The organism is Haloferax denitrificans ATCC 35960 (assembly GCF_000337795.1).
GTDB lineage: Archaea > Halobacteriota > Halobacteria > Halobacteriales > Haloferacaceae > Haloferax > Haloferax denitrificans.
Genome location: NZ_AOLP01000018.1, coordinates 60,020 through 74,404, shown reverse-complemented (window position 1 = coordinate 74,404; position 14,385 = coordinate 60,020). Strand labels below are relative to the sequence as shown.

The window sequence follows — 14,385 nt, the reverse complement described above, 5'->3', positions numbered from 1 at the left end:
TCTCACGGTGTTCGAGACGGTATGCGCGGGACAGGGTTCGAACCTGCGAAGGTCTACACCACAGCGTCCTAAGCGCTGCGCCTTTGGCCACTTGGCTACCCGCGCGCGGTCGGGCGACGCTCGCCCTTCGACCGCACATTTCCCGCACCGCCATATAAACGTCACGAGCGCCCGCCGCGGGGATTATGCCCCCGCGGCCGCAACGAGGACCATGTACAGCGCCCGAGACCAGCGAGACAACCGGGAGTGGCTGGCCCGCATCGACGCCGCCGCCGACGGCCTCGAACTCGGTAGCGAGGCCCGCTCGTACGCCTCGGACATGTTTCTCACGCAGTTGCCCGACGAGGAGCGCTCGAAGAAGGCCGTCGCCGCCGCCAGCCTCTACGCCGGCGCGCTCATCGCCGGCGAGGAGCGCTCGCAGACCGCCGTCGCCGAGTCGATGGACGTGTCACGGCTCAGCATCCAACAGCGCTGGAAGGACCTCCTCCGGGAGGCCGGCTTCCGACCGCCGAGTTGGTAGGCGCTCACTCCGAGGCGTTCGACGGTGCCATCCGGCGAGTCAACACCGCATAGGTTACCGCGATGGCGAGGACGCCGGCGACGAGTCCGGCCGGGATACCGACGAAAAGCGAGAAGAAGACCCACCGAGCGGCCACCTCGGTGACGGCGACGCCGACGAGGACCGCGGCGACGACGCCGACGGCGAAGCTGGCGAAAAGCGGGTGTCGCATGGGCGACAGTACGACCGTGAGCGTGAAAACTATTCGTCGCTCGGCGGCGTCCGGCCGCGGCCCTCGCGGTCGGGCGTGAGGTTGCCGTGGCGGTCTATCTCCCCGGAGACGATGCGCGTCGAGGAGATGCGCTCGCCGTCCTCGGCGGGGACGTGCTCGACGACCTCGATACGGAGGGGCTTGAGGCCCTTCTCCTCGCGAATCTCGTTGACGCGCTCGCCGCCGCCCCGCGTCTCGGGCGAGACGATGAGCACGTCGAAGCCTTCTTCGGTCGCGATGCCGGTCGGTTTGTCGAGTTCGCGGATTTCGAACTCGCGGCCGTGTTCCTCGGCGAGCGGCCGGAGTTCGGCTTCGAGGTCCGCCTTGCGGTCGTCGAAAGGCCGGACGTAGCGGTCGACGTGTCGCGTCTTCGGCGCGAGTTCGTCGCTCGTGAGTCCGACCGTGACAGCACCCAATTCGAACGCCCGCTCGAACAGCGCGAGATGTCCATCGTGGACAGGGTCGAACGTCCCGCCCAACGCGACGTGCATACTCTCGGGGTGGGTACGGCGCGACTTAAGCGGGTCGGGTTAGCCCAATGGGCCGACGGACGAGCGAGCAAGGGGCTAGAGAACGTGCGAGTTCGCAGAAGCCGACAGACCGCCGGGCTACTCCTCGCGGACCGTAATCGTGACCGGTTCGGTCTCGTCGGTGCGGTCGGTGCCGAGGTGTCGGTCGAGGTTGAACACGGCGTTCAACTGCGCCTGCACCTGTCCGGAGACGCCCTTCACGAGGTCGCTCGGCGCGATGGCGACGTACTCGTAGGGGTTGTTGCCCGCGCCGGAACTCTTCCGCTTGCGGCGCTCGACCGTCTCGTCGTCGGCGAGTTCGGCCAGCGCCTCCCGAACCGTACTCGGGTAGAGGCCGGTCCCCTCGGCGACTTCCTCGCTCGTCGAGTGAGGGTGCTGTCGGAGGTGGACATAGATTCGCGCGCGCGTCTCGGTGTCGAGAATCCACGCGAGCAGGTCCACCAACCCGTCGTCGAACTCGGAGACGGCGCAGTCGGCCGCGCCGCCCGAGTGGTCTTCGTCCGTCGACTCCGCGCTCCCCTCTGTGCTCTGGTCCGCAGACATTTGTGCTACGGCAAAGGTCAAAACTGGGGCGCTAAAAAATGTTTCCTGTCGCGCGTCGGCGTGCGACTCAGTCCAGCGTCAGGTGTTCGCACAGGGCGTCGAGCCCGGATTCCTCGTGAATCCGTCGCTGGACGGCGGTGCCGGATTCGGCGTCGAGAAGCGACCGGAGGCCGTCGACGCCGAGGCGGTCGGACTCGGTTTCGACGAACGTTTCGAGGCTCACGACGCCCTCGGAGTCGGGGGCGATGAAGTCCGTGTCTCGCCCGTAGCGCGTCGCGCGCCACTTGTTCTCGTCGAGGAGTTCCCGTCGGACCGACGTTCCCGACTCGCCGGACTCGTAGCGGTCGGCGAGGTCCAACACGAGCGCGTGGACGTACTCGACGAAGTCGGCGACGCGCTCGGGGTCGGTCTGGGCGTCGGGGGTGCGGATTTCGACCGTCCCGTGGCCGGTGTGGGGGCGCACGTCGTACCAGAGTTCGCCCCGGTCGTCTATCGAGCCGTACTCGACCATCCGGCGCTCGAAGCGCTGGAACTCCTCGAAGTCGTCGAAGGCGGTCGGCATGCCGGTGTTCGGGAGGTTCTCGAACACCTTGGCGCGGGCGGAGGCGAGGCCGGTGTCGAAGCCGTTCCAGAAGGGAGAGTTCGCGGAGAGCGCGAGCAGGGGGGCGAGATACCAGCGGAGTTCGTTGGCGACCCAGACGGCCTTGTCCGCGTCGTCGACGCCGACGTGGACGTGGAGGCCGGCGGTCGTGTTCCGGTGTTGTGGGTACTGAATTCGGTCGAGTTGCGCCTGATATCGGGGTTTCGTCGCGTGGTCGAGTTCGCGCCACTTGGCGGCGGGGTGGAGCCCGGCCGCGGCGATGCGGTAGCCGTGGTCCGCGGCGTGGTCGACGAGCGCCTCGCGGACCGTCGAAATAGCCGCACCGGCCTCGTCGGGGTCCTCGATGAGCGGCGTCTGCGTCTCGATAGTGAACTGGAACAGCTCGTGGTCGAGCCGTCCCGCGAGCGGTTCCGGTGGCTCCGGTCCGTAGACTAAGTCGTCGATACCCGAGGTGGGGCGGCCGTCGGCATCGACGATGTAGAATTCCTCTTCGACGCCGAGCGTCCCCATTCGGTCGAAGGCATCCGCCGACCCTAGTTCCATCGCAACGGCGTAAGTTGCGCCGAATTAAAAACACCGTGGGAGCCGGCGAACGCGTCGCACGACCGCCGCCGGTCGAATCCGACGACGTGACAGCGACCGAATGGTTCCGCGGACGCCCAACACCGGCGGCGGCCCGCGCGAATCGCGGTGCCAGCCGGCGGCGACGACCTACTTCGGCCGGGCGACGATACCGAGGTGGTCCGCGTGGAAGCGGTCGAGACGGGCGGTTTCGAGGAGTTCGTAGGCCGAGTCGAGTTCGGCGACCACGCCGTCGAACACGTCGTCCGGGTCGGCGGTCACGTCCTCGCTCCGCGCCTTGACGGCCATCAGGAGTCGGCCGTCGTCGGCGAGGAACTGCCGGTTGCGGACGGCGACGGTCGCCTGCCCGCGGGTCGCCACGTCCATGACGAGGCAATCGATGCCGGCTTCGACGACGTGCGCGTAGGATTCGGGGTCGCGCGCGTCCTTCAGAAGCGGAAAGAGGTTGTCGCGGTCCTCGGCGACGCCGACGAGGTCGCGGACGGGCCGCGGCGCGAACTCCACGGCGTAGGTCGGCCCGGCGAAGTCGGCGACGTGCGAGACGGTCGTCCCCGAGGCGGCCCCGAGGTAGAGCACCGACTCGCCGCCGACGAGGCCGGTGTCCATGCCGAGTTCGAGCATCGCGCCGAGCTTCGAGCGCCCGGCGTCCCACGCGCGCCAGCCGTCGGCGTCGACGGGTTCGCCGTAGACCTGTGCTCCCCGCGTCGAGAGGCGCTCGCGGCCGCCGAACGTCCGGCGTTCGACGCCGTCGGGGAGGCCACTGTCGTCGCTCATTCGTCCGCCCCCTCGTCGGCGCGGGCGCGAATCGTCTCCATCCGGTCGGCGAGTTCGGCGTGCAGTTCGGGCCGGTAGTCGCCCGAGTAGTGGTCGATGCGCGCGGCGATAGAGAGCTTCCCGGCGAACGCGCGGGCGGCCGACCCGCGGTCCTGCGGGCGCGTCCCGCGGACGTACTCGTGAGTGAAGATGACGCCGTGTTTGGGCGACGTGGCGCGGCCCTTCAGGTGCGCGAACAGGGCGTCTTCCGCCCCGAGCACTTGGACCGTGCCGCTCGGTTTCTTGGCGAGGGGTTCGAGGCCGCCCGCCAGCGCGATGAGCCGCGCCGCGAGGACCGGCCCGGCCATCTCGGCGAGGTTCGGCGCGGCCGTGGGCGCGCGCTCCTCGATGAACGACCGGAGGTCGTCGCGCTCGTCGAGCAGGTCCACCGCGCGGGTGGCGTAGGAGACGACGCGCTCCTCGGCGGCGGTCTTCGGGTCGCGGGCGGCGATGTCGCGGACGCCGTCGAGGCCGCGCGGAACGTCCCCGTAGAGCGTGCCGGCCCACTCGACGACCCGCTCGGCGAGTTCGTTCGCGGTCCGCTCGGCGTCGTCCATCGCCCGCACGGCGTGGGCGAGTTGCACGTCGTCGGCGCGCTCGCGCTCCGCGACGGCCTCGCTGGCGGCGGCGAGCGTCGCCGAGCGGAGTTTGGCGTAGTAGTCGGTCTCGTCGGCGGCGAACCCGGCGTCGACGGCCTCGGCCGGCCAGTCGGCGGGGGCGGGGGCGCGGCCCGTTCGGACTCGCGTCGCCCCGGATTCGGGGTCGTCGGGGTCCGCGCCGGCGAACCATGCGTCTGTCATACTGGCGGATTGCGCCCCGTCCGGGTAAAAGGACACGGACCCGCGGGCGCGAGTCGGCGCTCGCGGTATCCCGTGGTAAGTTTTAACACACCATGTATCGTACGAATGCTCGATGGAACGCGCTTCGTACGTCTGTCGTGAGTGTCAAACGACCGTGAGCGCCGCATCGTACCGGTCGACCTGCCCCGAGTGCAGTGGCGAACTGCGGCCCACGTCGGTGACGAACCGCCGGCGCGTCGGAGATTGAGCGGCGCGCGCGGGTCGTCCGACCCGGACGCCATCCGCTCGCTCGCAGTCACGACCGACGACCTCGTGACCGCGCTCGAAGCGAACCGCCGAGGCGACGACCCCGTCGTCCTCCGCGTCACCCCACCGTTCTACGGGCGGATGCGAGCGCGGATTCACCGCACCGGCGGCGAGGCGTCGGACTACGCCGCCCCCGAACCGATACACCTCGACCCGCGGGTCTTCGTCGCCGACGACGCCCCCGCGTATCCGGAGCCCGACGAGACGCGGCCGGACCCGTACGAGGTCGAGACCCACCACGAGCGCCACACGGAGGCGGTTCGAGCGTGGCGCTCGGCGGTCCGCGAGCACCTCCGCGACGCGGTGGCGCTCCCGACAGATGCCGGCCCGCACGAGGTCGAGGTCAAGTACCTCGGCTGAGCGAACCACTTTTTCCCCGCGGGCCACACCGTAGCGACATGAGCACCGACGAGTACCGCCGCGGGACGGCGGTCGAGCGCGAGCGCCAGCGGAAACAGCGCCCGGCCCGCGGCCGCTACCGCGGGGTGCTACCGGTCATCTACGCCATCGGGTTCGTCATGTTCACCGCCGTCTCGCTGTACATCGGACCCGAACCGGCGTTCGCGGTCTACCTCGTCACGCACGTCTTCTACGCGGGGCTGATTCGCGCCGACATCAGGTCGCTCCGCGGGCAGGGCATCGACTGGGGCGCGTCGCGGCATCTCTGGTTCGGTGCGGCGTTCGCGCTCCCGTTCGTCGCGCCCGCTTACTACGTCTACAGCGGTCGCGTGATTCGCCGCGAGAACGAGTCGCGCGACCTCGACGACTGACGCGGAACCGACGAACCGCTCGGTTCGGGGCGCGCCGAGTCGGTCGCCGCGGCGGCCACCGAACTTATGCCCGGAGCGGGGAAATGGCGGGGCAATGAGTTCCAGACGCGTAGTCGCGGTGCTCGCGCTCGCCGCGCTCGTGCTCACCAGCGGCTGTATCGGCTTTCTGACGGGCGAGGAGACGCTGAGATTCGAGTCGGAGCCCGCCACGGCTGACGCGACGGTCGCCGCGAACGCCGGCTACGAGACCAACGGGACCGAGGCGTTCGCGGTGAACCGGACGCTCTCGTTCGGCGGACAGGAGCGCAAAATCGCCGCCAGCAACCACATCACGACCTACGAGAAGACGCTGGACCTCGGCTTCTTCGGCGAGGCCAGGCTCGGCTCGTTCAGCGTCATCTCGACGCCCGCGGTCGAGGTCGCCGGCCAGCCGCGGAACCCCATCGGCGACTACTCGAACGACGACCTCATCCGCCTCGTCGACAACCGGTATCAGGGCCTCAGCGACGTCGAGCCCGTCAGTTCGCGGAACGTCCAGATGCTCGGCCAGACGACCAACGTCACGAAGTACAGCGCCACCGCGCGGTTCGGCGGGCAGGAAGTCGACGTGTACGTCCACGTGACGAAGGTCCAGCACGACGAGGACTTCATCGTCGCGATGGGGCTGTACCCACAGCAACTCGACGGCGAGGAGGAGAACGTCCTCGAACTGATTCGGTCGGTCGAACACCCGTCCGAAGCGTAACCGTCGGGGGGTGGCTTTTTCTCGTCGCCGCGGGTCGGTGAGTCCATGAGTCGCGTACGGACCGCAGGCATCGCGGTGACGGCGCTCGGCGTCGTCGGCTACGGCCTCGGGACGCTCGTCGTCTATCCGGGGCGAGCGTTCTCGGTGACGGCCGTCATGGTCGGCATCACGCTGTGGGCCATCGGGGGTGACGTGCGGTGATTTCGGCGCTCGTCTACCGCGACGACGGCGCGTCGGCCTACGAGGAGACCGCGCTGGACGCGGCGCGCGACGCCGACGGGACGACGTGGGTTCGCGCGACGACCGGCGAGGAGTTCGACCGCGTCGCCGAGGCGTTCGGCATCCACTCGCTTTCGGTCGAAGACGTGCGGAACGACGCCCGCCCGAAGACCGAGGAGTACGACGAGTACACGTTCGTCCTCGTCCGAATGGCGACGCTCCGCGTCGGCGAACAGGTGTTCGAAGAGGAGGTCCAGACCAGACCCGTGGGACTCTGCTTCGGCGAGGACTGGCTCGTGACGCTGACGCGCCGGGAGTTGGAGCCGATAAACCACGTGTGGCACGCCATCGAGCGCGAGGAGCCGCGAATGCTCCGGTTCGGGCCGGACTACGTGGCCTACCGCGTCGTCGACCGCATCGTCGACGAGTACTTCGGGCTGTTGGACGAGGTCGGCGAGGAAATCGAACTCATCGAAGACAGCATCTTCGAGGGGCCGGACCCGGAGGTGCTCGAAGGGCTGAACGCGGTCCGGCGCGACCTGCTTTCGTTCCGAAAGACGGTGTGGCCGACTCGCGAGGCCATCGGGGTGCTCGCCCGCGGCGACCCCGACTACGTCCGCGAGGCGACCGAGAAGTACTACCGCGACGTGTACGACCACCTCGTCGAGTTGGTCGACCTGACGGAGACGTACCGCGACCTCGCGCGCGGCGCGCGGGACATCTACCTCAACACCCTCTCGCAGTCGACGAACGAGGTGATGAAGACGCTCACCGTCGTCGCGACCATCATCCTCCCGCTGACGCTCGTCGTCGGCATCTACGGCATGAACTTCGACCCCGGCGCGTCGGCGTTCAACATGCCCGAACTCGGCTGGGCCTACGGCTACCCCGCGACGATGCTCGGGATGGCGCTCGTCTCCGTGGTCCTGCTCGTCTACTTCCGCCGGGAGCACTGGCTCTGAGCGACGAAAGAGCTATACTACCCGATTAATCACACCGACGCTCGATTCTCGTCGACTCAGTGACGACAAAGCGCCTACATCGTGCGATTCACCCGCACAGAATCGGCGAAAACTTTATAAGGTTTTCGAACTTACTGTTGGTAAGGCCAGTCCAAGCCGGATTATTCTTTCGTCTTCTGTGGTCTTCCCGGCCGAGACGTATCCGCGCCTTCCACCCACCATGAGCGACACCATAACCACCCGAACCTACAGCGCCGACGCAAAGACCCGGGACGTCCGTTCCCGCGAGTCCGAGCGAGACGAAAAACAGCGAGACGAGACGCAGGTCTGCCCCGAGTGTAGCGGCCACCTCGTCACCGACGAGGAACACGGCGAGACCATCTGCGAAGAGTGCGGTCTCGTCGTCGAGGACACCGTCGTCGACCGCGGCCCGGAGTGGCGCGCGTTCGACTCCGCCGAGCGCGACAGCAAGTCCCGCGTCGGCGCGCCGACGACCAAGATGATGCACGACAAGGGGCTGTCGACCAACATCGGCTGGCAGAACAAAGACGCCTACGGCAAGTCCCTCTCGCCGCGCCAGCGCGAGCAGATGCAACGGCTTCGCACGTGGAACGAGCGGTTCCGCACCCGCGACTCGAAAGAGCGCAACCTCAAGCAGGCGCTCGGCGAAATCGACCGCATGGCCTCGGCGCTCGGCCTGCCCGAGAACGTCCGCGAGACGGCCTCGGTCATCTACCGCCGCGCGCTCAACGACGACCTGCTCCCCGGCCGCTCCATCGAGGGCGTCGCCACCGCGGCGCTGTACGCGTCGGCCCGGATGGCGAGCACTCCCCGCTCGCTCGACGAGCTCGAAAAAGTCTCGCGCGTCGATAAGATGGAGCTCACCCGGACGTACCGCTACATCGTCCGCGAGCTGAAGCTCGAAATCAAGCCCGCCGACCCCGAGCAGTACGTCCCGCGGTTCGCCAGCGAGCTCGGCCTCTCCGACGAGTCCGAGCGGCAGGCCCGCCAGCTCCTCCGCGACGCGAAGGAGACGGGCGTCCACTCCGGCAAGTCGCCGGTCGGCCTCGCCGCCGCCGCCGTCTACGCCGCCGCCCTCCTCACCAACGAGAAGGTGACCCAAAGCGAAGTCTCGACGGTCGCAGACATCTCCGAAGTCACCATCCGCAACCGCTACAAAGAACTGCTCGAAGTCCAAGACGGCCTGTTCGCGTAAGCGCTCTGTGGGTCGGTGGCCCGTACTTTTTCTCGCCCGTGCCAGCCCGTAACAACATTTATCCGCGCTCCCGGAGCATATACGGGGTATGGTTGAAGCGTTCGTCCGACTCTTGTGCCCCGAATGTGGAAAGGACTGGGAGACGAATCCGAACGAACTCCCCGCTCACCGCGACAACTACTCGTGTCAGGGCTGTGGCGCGACGCGGCGCACGGCCGAGTTCATGCGGACGGAGCGCGACCTCCAGACGCTCAAGCAGTTCGAGTAGCGAGGAAAGAGACAGCCCGTCTCCCGGTCGGGGGAGACCCCGCCGGACGCTCGTTTTTTAGATGTCGGGAATCGCCGAGAGCGCGCCGCACGCGTCGCACTTCAGCACCTTCGCACCCTGTTCCGTGACGAGTTTCGTGTCGGGCGACCCGCATTCGCTACAGCGCACGAACGACTCGACGTACTCGTCGAGCGCGTCGGCGATGCGGCGCTGTCGGAACTCGCCGGTAAAGCGCGCGCGGCCGCGGTCGTCGATTTGGGCGCTCGTGCCCAGTTCCGTCTGGAAGAACTTCAGGACGTGCGTCGCCTCGCGCGCGAGCCGGTCGTGGGTCGCCGCGAAGTTCTCGTAGACCGTGACGTTCCCCTCCTGTCGGACCGTCGGCTCCGGGACGCTGAAGCGGTCGCCGCCCTCCGCGACGTCCGACGACTCCGAGAGCGCGCGGTCCAGTTGGTCGTCGTAGTCCATGCGCGACAGTACGCGCGCGCCGGCGTAAAATTCTCACGACCCCCGGCGCGCGCAACCGGCGCTCGATGCGCGGGCTACATAGCTATATAAACTGCTCGTGAGATTCCGCCGAGGATATCTATCGACGGGGCGAAACAACAAACGAATTGAAAACGTTCGAACACGAAATTTCCCTTGAGACCCCCATAATCGCCGGTTTAAGGGAGTCGGATGCTAACGTGACTCAAGATAATACTATATCCCTCCGGTCTCAAGCCGTGGTTGCTCATGAAGAAGCAGGAACTCATCCACCTGCACGGTCTGCTCGCAGAAGTCCACACCCAGATTGAGGCCTGGGAGGACGAGGAAATCAGTCTCGTCGAGTACAACGAACTCGGCGTACGACCGACATCCATCCACAAGTCCAAGACGGACCACAAAGCAGCCGTGTTTAAACTGGCGAAAGGAATCACCGGAGCGATGCGCGAGGCCGAACCAGAGCCGCTCGCACCGCAAGCCGACTGAACCGAGAAAAGAAACGCGTTCTCCTCTGCGACCCTACACCCGAGAGCGACCGCGCCGTGCTCTCGTGGACGACGACGCTTCCGAGCGACTGCCGCGTCGGAGCGGTGGATGAGTTCCGCGCAGGCAGAAACAGCGGGCGGGACTGAGGCGGCGACGCGACGCCGGCGGCTTCAGCGGTCGTCGACGAGGTCGTCGTAGTCGACGAGCGTCCCGTCGGCCTCCGACGGGCCGGTCTCGGCGCGGGTGTCGCCCTCGCCGTCGGTCTCGACCGACTCGTCGTCGACGCGGTCGACCGACAGCACCTTCAGCGGGATGTTTTCGAGGCGTTGGCCGATCTCCTTGCGGGCGATGCGCGAGGCGTGTTCCTCCCGTTCGACGTTGAACACCGTCATCTCCAGTTCGAGGGCGACGAGCGCCTCGTCCGCGGCGATGAACGCGGGAGGAAGCTCCTCGCCGCCGGGCGAGGTCCGAGCGCCCATGCTAATCTCGACGTACTTCAGGTCGGGATTGAGCATCTCGCCCGTCTTCGAGATGGCGATGCGAATCGCCTCGTCGACGGTCTCCACGTCGTACACCGGGACCGCGGCCTCGACGACGACTCTGCAGTCCATGGGTACGATGAGGTAGTGTGCCGAAGGCTATCAACCTTCTTGCCACGCCGTCACGCGTCGCTCACTCCCCGCCGGAGCGGAGGTAGTGAAACACGTACGTCTGGGTGTAGCCGGCGTAGCGACCGCCGAGGCGCTCGCGGATGGCCCGCGAGGTGTCGGCGTAGTTCCCCCGGTCGCAGTCGGGGTAGTGCTCCTCGATGGCCGACCGAATCCACGTGTCGAGCGGGACGGCTTCGAGGTAGTCGAGCGAGAACAGGAGGACGCAGTCGGCGACCTTGTCGCCGACGCCGACGAACGTCGTCAGGAAGTCGCGGGCGTCCTCGTAGTCGCGGCCGCGGGCCTCGTCGGGGGTCGCCTCACCGGTGGCGACCATCTCGGCCGTCCGCCGGACGTAGGGGGCGCGGTAGCCGAGGCTGAGGTCGCGCAGTTCCTCCTCGGTGGCCTCGGCCAGTCGCTCGGGCGTGGGGTACGCGAAGTACGTCTCGCCGTCGAACTCGACGCGCTCGCCGTAGGTCTCTCTGAGCCGCGACTGCATCCCGAAGATTCGGGAGACGCGCATCTGCGCCGAGCAGATAAAGGAGACGAGACAGCCGAACGGCGGGTCGCGGACGAGTCGCATGCCCGGATACGCCTCGTAGGCCCGCCGGACCAGCGGTTCGTCGGGCATCGCCGAGACGATGGCGTCGAGGTCGTCGTCGAGGCGGAGCAGGTGAGTGAGAAGCGGGACGGCGTCGAGGTTCGACTCCCACTCCAGCGCGCCGTCGGTCTGGCGGACCCTGACGACGGCCGACTCGTCGGAGACGCCGTCGAGCGGCGGGACGACCGTCTGGTACCACGCGTCGCCGCCGTGGGCCGCGTCGCGCTCGTACATCCGGCCGTCGGGCCGGTCCCAGAGGTACGACTGGCCGCTCTCCAGCGTCGATTGGAGGTCGAACGCTCCGTCGAGGCTCGCGAGGTCGATGACACCCGTCTCCATCGCTTCGACGTTGGGCGCGGGGGATTTGCGGGTTTCGATGCCGGCGGGCGAGGCGGTGGTGGCGAGCCGAGACGGCGGGGCGGGCGGTCGAGGCGGTGGCGGCACGGCGACCCGCGGTGCGCCGCGTCGGGGCGCGCCGCGCTCAGCGGTTGCGACTCACCGGGAAGCTGACGCGGTCCGGGTGGTCGCCCAGTCGGTCGAGAATGCGCTCGTACAGCCGGTTTTTGACGCGCTGAGCGCGGGTCGGCGGGACGAGCACGCGGAGTCGGAAGACCACCCACGACTCCTCTTGTGCGACGTTGACGGTCGGGCCGTCGGCCACGTCGAGGTCCAGCGGCGACTCGGCGAGTCTGTCCCGGTAGCGTCTCATCGCGGCGTCCATGTCGTCGCCGACTTCCTCGTCGGCCACGTCCAAGAGGAGTTGGCGGACGAACGGGAGGTCGGTCTCGTAGGACACCTGCACCGGCACCTCGGTCCAGACGCGGTCGAACAGCGCGCCGTAGTTGACGACCTCGGAGGAGAGGACCAGCGAGTTCGGGACGGTGACGGTCCGGCCGGTCGGCTGGTTCGACGCGAGGGGGCCGCCGGTCTCCCAGAGCGTCGTGACGAGGAAATCGACCTCCGCCACGTCGCCGGAGACCGAGCCGATGTTGACGCGGTCGCCGACCGCGTACGGCCGCTTGACGAGGATGTAGAACCAGCCGATAAAGGAGAGAATCGGCTGTTGGAGCGCGAAGGTGATGGCGAAGCCGATGACGCCGAACGAGACCAACACGCCGAGCCACTGCTCGGTGAACGCGCCGAGGACGCCGACGAGCGCGACGCCGCCGACCCCGAGTCGCAGGACGTTCCGAACGTCGTGGGCGCGGCGGCGGTCCGCGATGCGCGCGACGAGGAACGCGGCGAGAAAGCGGTAGACGCCGTAGGCGACGAGCGCGACCGCGGCGGCCGACAGCCCGGTCGAGAGAAGCAGGTCGGCGTTGGGCACGTCGAAGTCGGAGAGGGGGGTCGTCGCGCGGACGAGCGCCGAGAGGACCGCGGCGAGGAGCCCGGCGGCGAACGCGCCGAGACCGAGGCGGCGAGACATACCGTTGCCGTCGGGTGGGCGACCCAAAAAGGTGTAGTCGAACCGATGCGAGGGGCGGCGGCGACCTCAGTTGCGGATGTGGAGGTCCGTGAGGGTCGCGAGGCGGTCGGCGACGCCGTCGTCGAGGCCCTCGCGGGTGACGCGCCACTCCCAGTTGCCGGTCTGCGTGCCGGGCGTGTTGAAGCGGGTGTCGGAGCCGAGGCCGAGGAGGTCCTGCGTCGTCGTGAACGCGAGGACGGACGCGGAGTTCCAGACGGCGTCGATGATAGACCAGTGAATCTCCGAGCCGTCCGCGCCGATGTTGTAGTGGAGGCAGTCGCGGGTGCGGTCGTCGAGGTCGCGGTAGTAGCCGACGAACGTGTCGGTGTCGTGCGTCGAGGTGTAGGCGACGGAGCTCTCGGGGTAGTGCATCGGCTGGTACATGTCGCCCTCACGGCACCAGTCGGCGTACTGCGGGACGCGCATGCCGGGGAAGGCGAACCGGTCGCGGAGGTCGACGAGCGAGGCGTCGAGGAAGCCGAGGTCCTCGACGATGAAGGGGAGGTCGCCCAGTTCGCGCTCGACCGTCTCGAAGAAGTCGTGGCCGGGCGCGTCGCGCCACTCGCCGTCGCCGGGGTCGTCGGAGTCGGCGTCGATGGCCCAGAACTCGTCGAACCCCTTGAAGTGGTCGATGCGGGTCACGTCCACGAGGTCGAACAGCCGGCGGAGGCGGTCGAGCCACCAGCCGTAACCGTCCTCGCGGAGCGTCTCCCAGTCGTACAGCGGGTTGCCCCACCGCTGGCCGGAGTCGTTCGGGTTCGGGGGGACGCCGGCGACCACGGCCGGCTCGTTCGACTCCGTGAGGTCGAACGCCTCGGGGGCGGCCCACACGTCGGCGCTGTCGAGCGCGACGTAGATGGGGAGGTCGCCGACGAGGGTGATTCCCTTCTCGTCGGCGTAGTCGGCGAGCGCGCGCCACTGCTCGTCGAAGCAGAACTGGACGAACTCGCGGTAGCGAATCTCGTCGGCGTACTCCGCGCGGGCGTCGGCGAGCGCGTCGGGGTCGCGGGTCTTCAGCTCGGTCGGCCAGTCTATCCACGCCCGCCGGAACTCGTCTTTCAGGGCGGCGAACAGCGCGTAGTCGTCGAGCCAGCCGGCCTCGCGCTCGCGGAAGGCGTCGAAGGCGGCGCGGTCGTCATCCGTGGCCTCGGCGTCGAAGCGGTCGAAGGCGACGCGGAGCCGGGAGCGCTTGTACTCGCCGACGCGCTCGTAGTCGACCGCGTGAGGGTCGAAGTCGGGGACGGGTCCGAGGTCGTCGTCGGTGAGCCACCCGCGCTCCGCGAGGTCGGTGAGGTCGATGAGAAGCGGGTTACCGGCGAACGAGGAGGTCGACTGGTACGGCGAGTTCGCCATGGCGGGTTCGGTCGGCCCGAGGGGGCAGAACTGCCACATCGACTGTTCGGCGTCGGCGAGGAAGTCCACGAAGGCGCGCGCGCCGTCGCCGAGATCGCCGATGCCGTGGGGCCCCGGGACCGAGGTGACGTGCATGAACACCCCGCTCTGTCGAGAAAGTCGCATACTCACAGGGTCCGCGGGCGACCCAATTGGTACTTTGGGTCGAAACAGCGAGCCGACGAC

21 protein-coding genes and 1 tRNA gene are annotated in these 14,385 nt (G+C 68.2%); 10 read left to right on the top strand and 12 right to left on the bottom strand.

Annotated features, from left to right (window positions below; translation table 11 throughout):
* Positions 1 to 22 precede the first annotated feature (22 nt).
* Positions 23 to 105 (bottom strand) — tRNA-Leu (locus C438_RS15425).
* 106 nt (positions 106 to 211) lie between these two features.
* On the opposite strand from C438_RS15425, the gene C438_RS15420 reads away from it, so the two are divergent.
* A complete protein-coding gene (locus C438_RS15420) occupies positions 212 to 520 on the top strand; it encodes a transcription factor tfiib repeat-containing protein (RefSeq protein ID WP_004063163.1) in 309 nt (102 codons plus the stop codon).
* A 4-nt stretch (positions 521 to 524) separates the two neighbouring features.
* On the opposite strand, the gene C438_RS15415 is transcribed toward C438_RS15420, so the two are convergent.
* From C438_RS15415 to C438_RS15390, 6 genes are all read right to left on the bottom strand, one after another.
* Positions 525 to 731 (bottom strand): hypothetical protein, encoded by a 207-nt coding sequence (locus C438_RS15415; RefSeq protein WP_004970587.1) that lies wholly within the window; start codon positions 729 to 731, stop codon positions 525 to 527.
* A gap of 29 nt (positions 732 to 760) precedes the next feature.
* Complete coding sequence (locus C438_RS15410; RefSeq protein WP_004970586.1) at positions 761 to 1,261, bottom strand: phosphopantetheine adenylyltransferase; 501 nt, start codon at positions 1,259 to 1,261, stop codon at positions 761 to 763.
* A gap of 117 nt (positions 1,262 to 1,378) precedes the next feature.
* Positions 1,379 to 1,843: a winged helix-turn-helix domain-containing protein gene (locus C438_RS15405; RefSeq protein WP_004970585.1), complete on the bottom strand. Its 465-nt coding sequence runs from the start codon at positions 1,841 to 1,843 to the stop codon at positions 1,379 to 1,381.
* A gap of 67 nt (positions 1,844 to 1,910) precedes the next feature.
* Positions 1,911 to 2,987 (bottom strand): glutamate--cysteine ligase, encoded by a 1,077-nt coding sequence (locus C438_RS15400; RefSeq protein WP_004970584.1) that lies wholly within the window; start codon positions 2,985 to 2,987, stop codon positions 1,911 to 1,913.
* A gap of 168 nt (positions 2,988 to 3,155) precedes the next feature.
* Entirely contained in the window at positions 3,156 to 3,800 is a 645-nt protein-coding gene (locus tag C438_RS15395) for a fibrillarin-like rRNA/tRNA 2'-O-methyltransferase (RefSeq protein WP_004970583.1), read from the bottom strand.
* On the bottom strand, positions 3,797 to 4,639 hold the full coding sequence (locus C438_RS15390) for an NOP5/NOP56 family protein (RefSeq protein WP_004970582.1): 843 nt from the start codon (positions 4,637 to 4,639) through the stop codon (positions 3,797 to 3,799). Before C438_RS15390 ends, C438_RS15395 begins: the two co-directional genes overlap by 4 nt.
* 112 nt (positions 4,640 to 4,751) lie before the next feature.
* On the opposite strand from C438_RS15390, the gene C438_RS20270 reads away from it, so the two are divergent.
* The 8 genes from C438_RS20270 (at position 4,752) to C438_RS15360 (ending at position 9,125) form a co-directional block, all read left to right on the top strand.
* Positions 4,752 to 4,886, top strand: coding sequence for a rubrerythrin-like domain-containing protein (locus C438_RS20270; protein WP_152420716.1), 135 nt, complete (start codon positions 4,752 to 4,754; stop codon positions 4,884 to 4,886).
* Complete coding sequence (locus C438_RS15385; protein ID WP_004970581.1) at positions 4,883 to 5,305, top strand: hypothetical protein; 423 nt, start codon at positions 4,883 to 4,885, stop codon at positions 5,303 to 5,305. The genes C438_RS20270 and C438_RS15385 overlap by 4 nt, the downstream gene beginning before the upstream one ends.
* 38 nt (positions 5,306 to 5,343) lie before the next feature.
* Positions 5,344 to 5,715, top strand: coding sequence for a hypothetical protein (locus C438_RS15380; protein WP_004970580.1), 372 nt, complete (start codon positions 5,344 to 5,346; stop codon positions 5,713 to 5,715).
* 118 nt (positions 5,716 to 5,833) lie between these two features.
* Entirely contained in the window at positions 5,834 to 6,460 is a 627-nt protein-coding gene (locus C438_RS15375) for a DUF6517 family protein (RefSeq protein ID WP_004970579.1), read from the top strand.
* A 45-nt stretch (positions 6,461 to 6,505) separates the two neighbouring features.
* On the top strand, positions 6,506 to 6,661 hold the full coding sequence (locus C438_RS19780; RefSeq protein WP_004970578.1) for a hypothetical protein: 156 nt from the start codon (positions 6,506 to 6,508) through the stop codon (positions 6,659 to 6,661).
* Positions 6,658 to 7,641, top strand: a complete 984-nt coding sequence (gene corA / locus C438_RS15370) for a magnesium/cobalt transporter CorA (RefSeq protein ID WP_004970577.1) — start codon at positions 6,658 to 6,660, stop codon at positions 7,639 to 7,641. Before C438_RS19780 ends, corA begins: the two co-directional genes overlap by 4 nt.
* 220 nt (positions 7,642 to 7,861) lie before the next feature.
* Positions 7,862 to 8,857 (top strand): transcription initiation factor IIB, encoded by a 996-nt coding sequence (locus tag C438_RS15365; protein WP_004970576.1) that lies wholly within the window; start codon positions 7,862 to 7,864, stop codon positions 8,855 to 8,857.
* Positions 8,858 to 8,945: 88 nt separating this feature from the next.
* On the top strand, positions 8,946 to 9,125 hold the full coding sequence (locus tag C438_RS15360) for a DUF7836 family putative zinc-binding protein (protein ID WP_004970575.1): 180 nt from the start codon (positions 8,946 to 8,948) through the stop codon (positions 9,123 to 9,125).
* A gap of 57 nt (positions 9,126 to 9,182) precedes the next feature.
* On the opposite strand, the gene C438_RS15355 is transcribed toward C438_RS15360, so the two are convergent.
* On the bottom strand, positions 9,183 to 9,590 hold the full coding sequence (locus tag C438_RS15355; protein WP_004970574.1) for a translation initiation factor IF-2 subunit beta: 408 nt from the start codon (positions 9,588 to 9,590) through the stop codon (positions 9,183 to 9,185).
* A gap of 267 nt (positions 9,591 to 9,857) precedes the next feature.
* On the opposite strand from C438_RS15355, the gene C438_RS15350 reads away from it, so the two are divergent.
* Positions 9,858 to 10,094 carry a UPF0058 family protein gene (locus tag C438_RS15350; RefSeq protein WP_004041569.1) on the top strand — a complete coding sequence of 79 codons (237 nt, stop codon included), beginning with the start codon at positions 9,858 to 9,860 and terminating at the stop codon, positions 10,092 to 10,094.
* 170 nt (positions 10,095 to 10,264) lie between these two features.
* Here the strand turns inward: C438_RS15350 and C438_RS15345 are convergent, their stop codons facing one another.
* The 4 genes from C438_RS15345 to malQ form a co-directional block, all read right to left on the bottom strand.
* Positions 10,265 to 10,705 (bottom strand): DUF555 domain-containing protein, encoded by a 441-nt coding sequence (locus C438_RS15345; protein ID WP_004970573.1) that lies wholly within the window; start codon positions 10,703 to 10,705, stop codon positions 10,265 to 10,267.
* A 61-nt stretch (positions 10,706 to 10,766) separates the two neighbouring features.
* The gene (locus C438_RS15340; RefSeq protein ID WP_004970572.1) at positions 10,767 to 11,681 is read right to left on the bottom strand and encodes a DNA-3-methyladenine glycosylase family protein; all 915 of its coding nucleotides are present in this window, start codon (positions 11,679 to 11,681) and stop codon (positions 10,767 to 10,769) included.
* 142 nt (positions 11,682 to 11,823) lie between these two features.
* Positions 11,824 to 12,768 (bottom strand): mechanosensitive ion channel family protein, encoded by a 945-nt coding sequence (locus tag C438_RS15335; protein ID WP_004970571.1) that lies wholly within the window; start codon positions 12,766 to 12,768, stop codon positions 11,824 to 11,826.
* A 66-nt stretch (positions 12,769 to 12,834) separates the two neighbouring features.
* Positions 12,835 to 14,325: a 4-alpha-glucanotransferase gene (gene malQ, locus C438_RS15330; RefSeq protein ID WP_049918141.1), complete on the bottom strand. Its 1,491-nt coding sequence runs from the start codon at positions 14,323 to 14,325 to the stop codon at positions 12,835 to 12,837.
* Positions 14,326 to 14,385 lie beyond the last annotated feature (60 nt).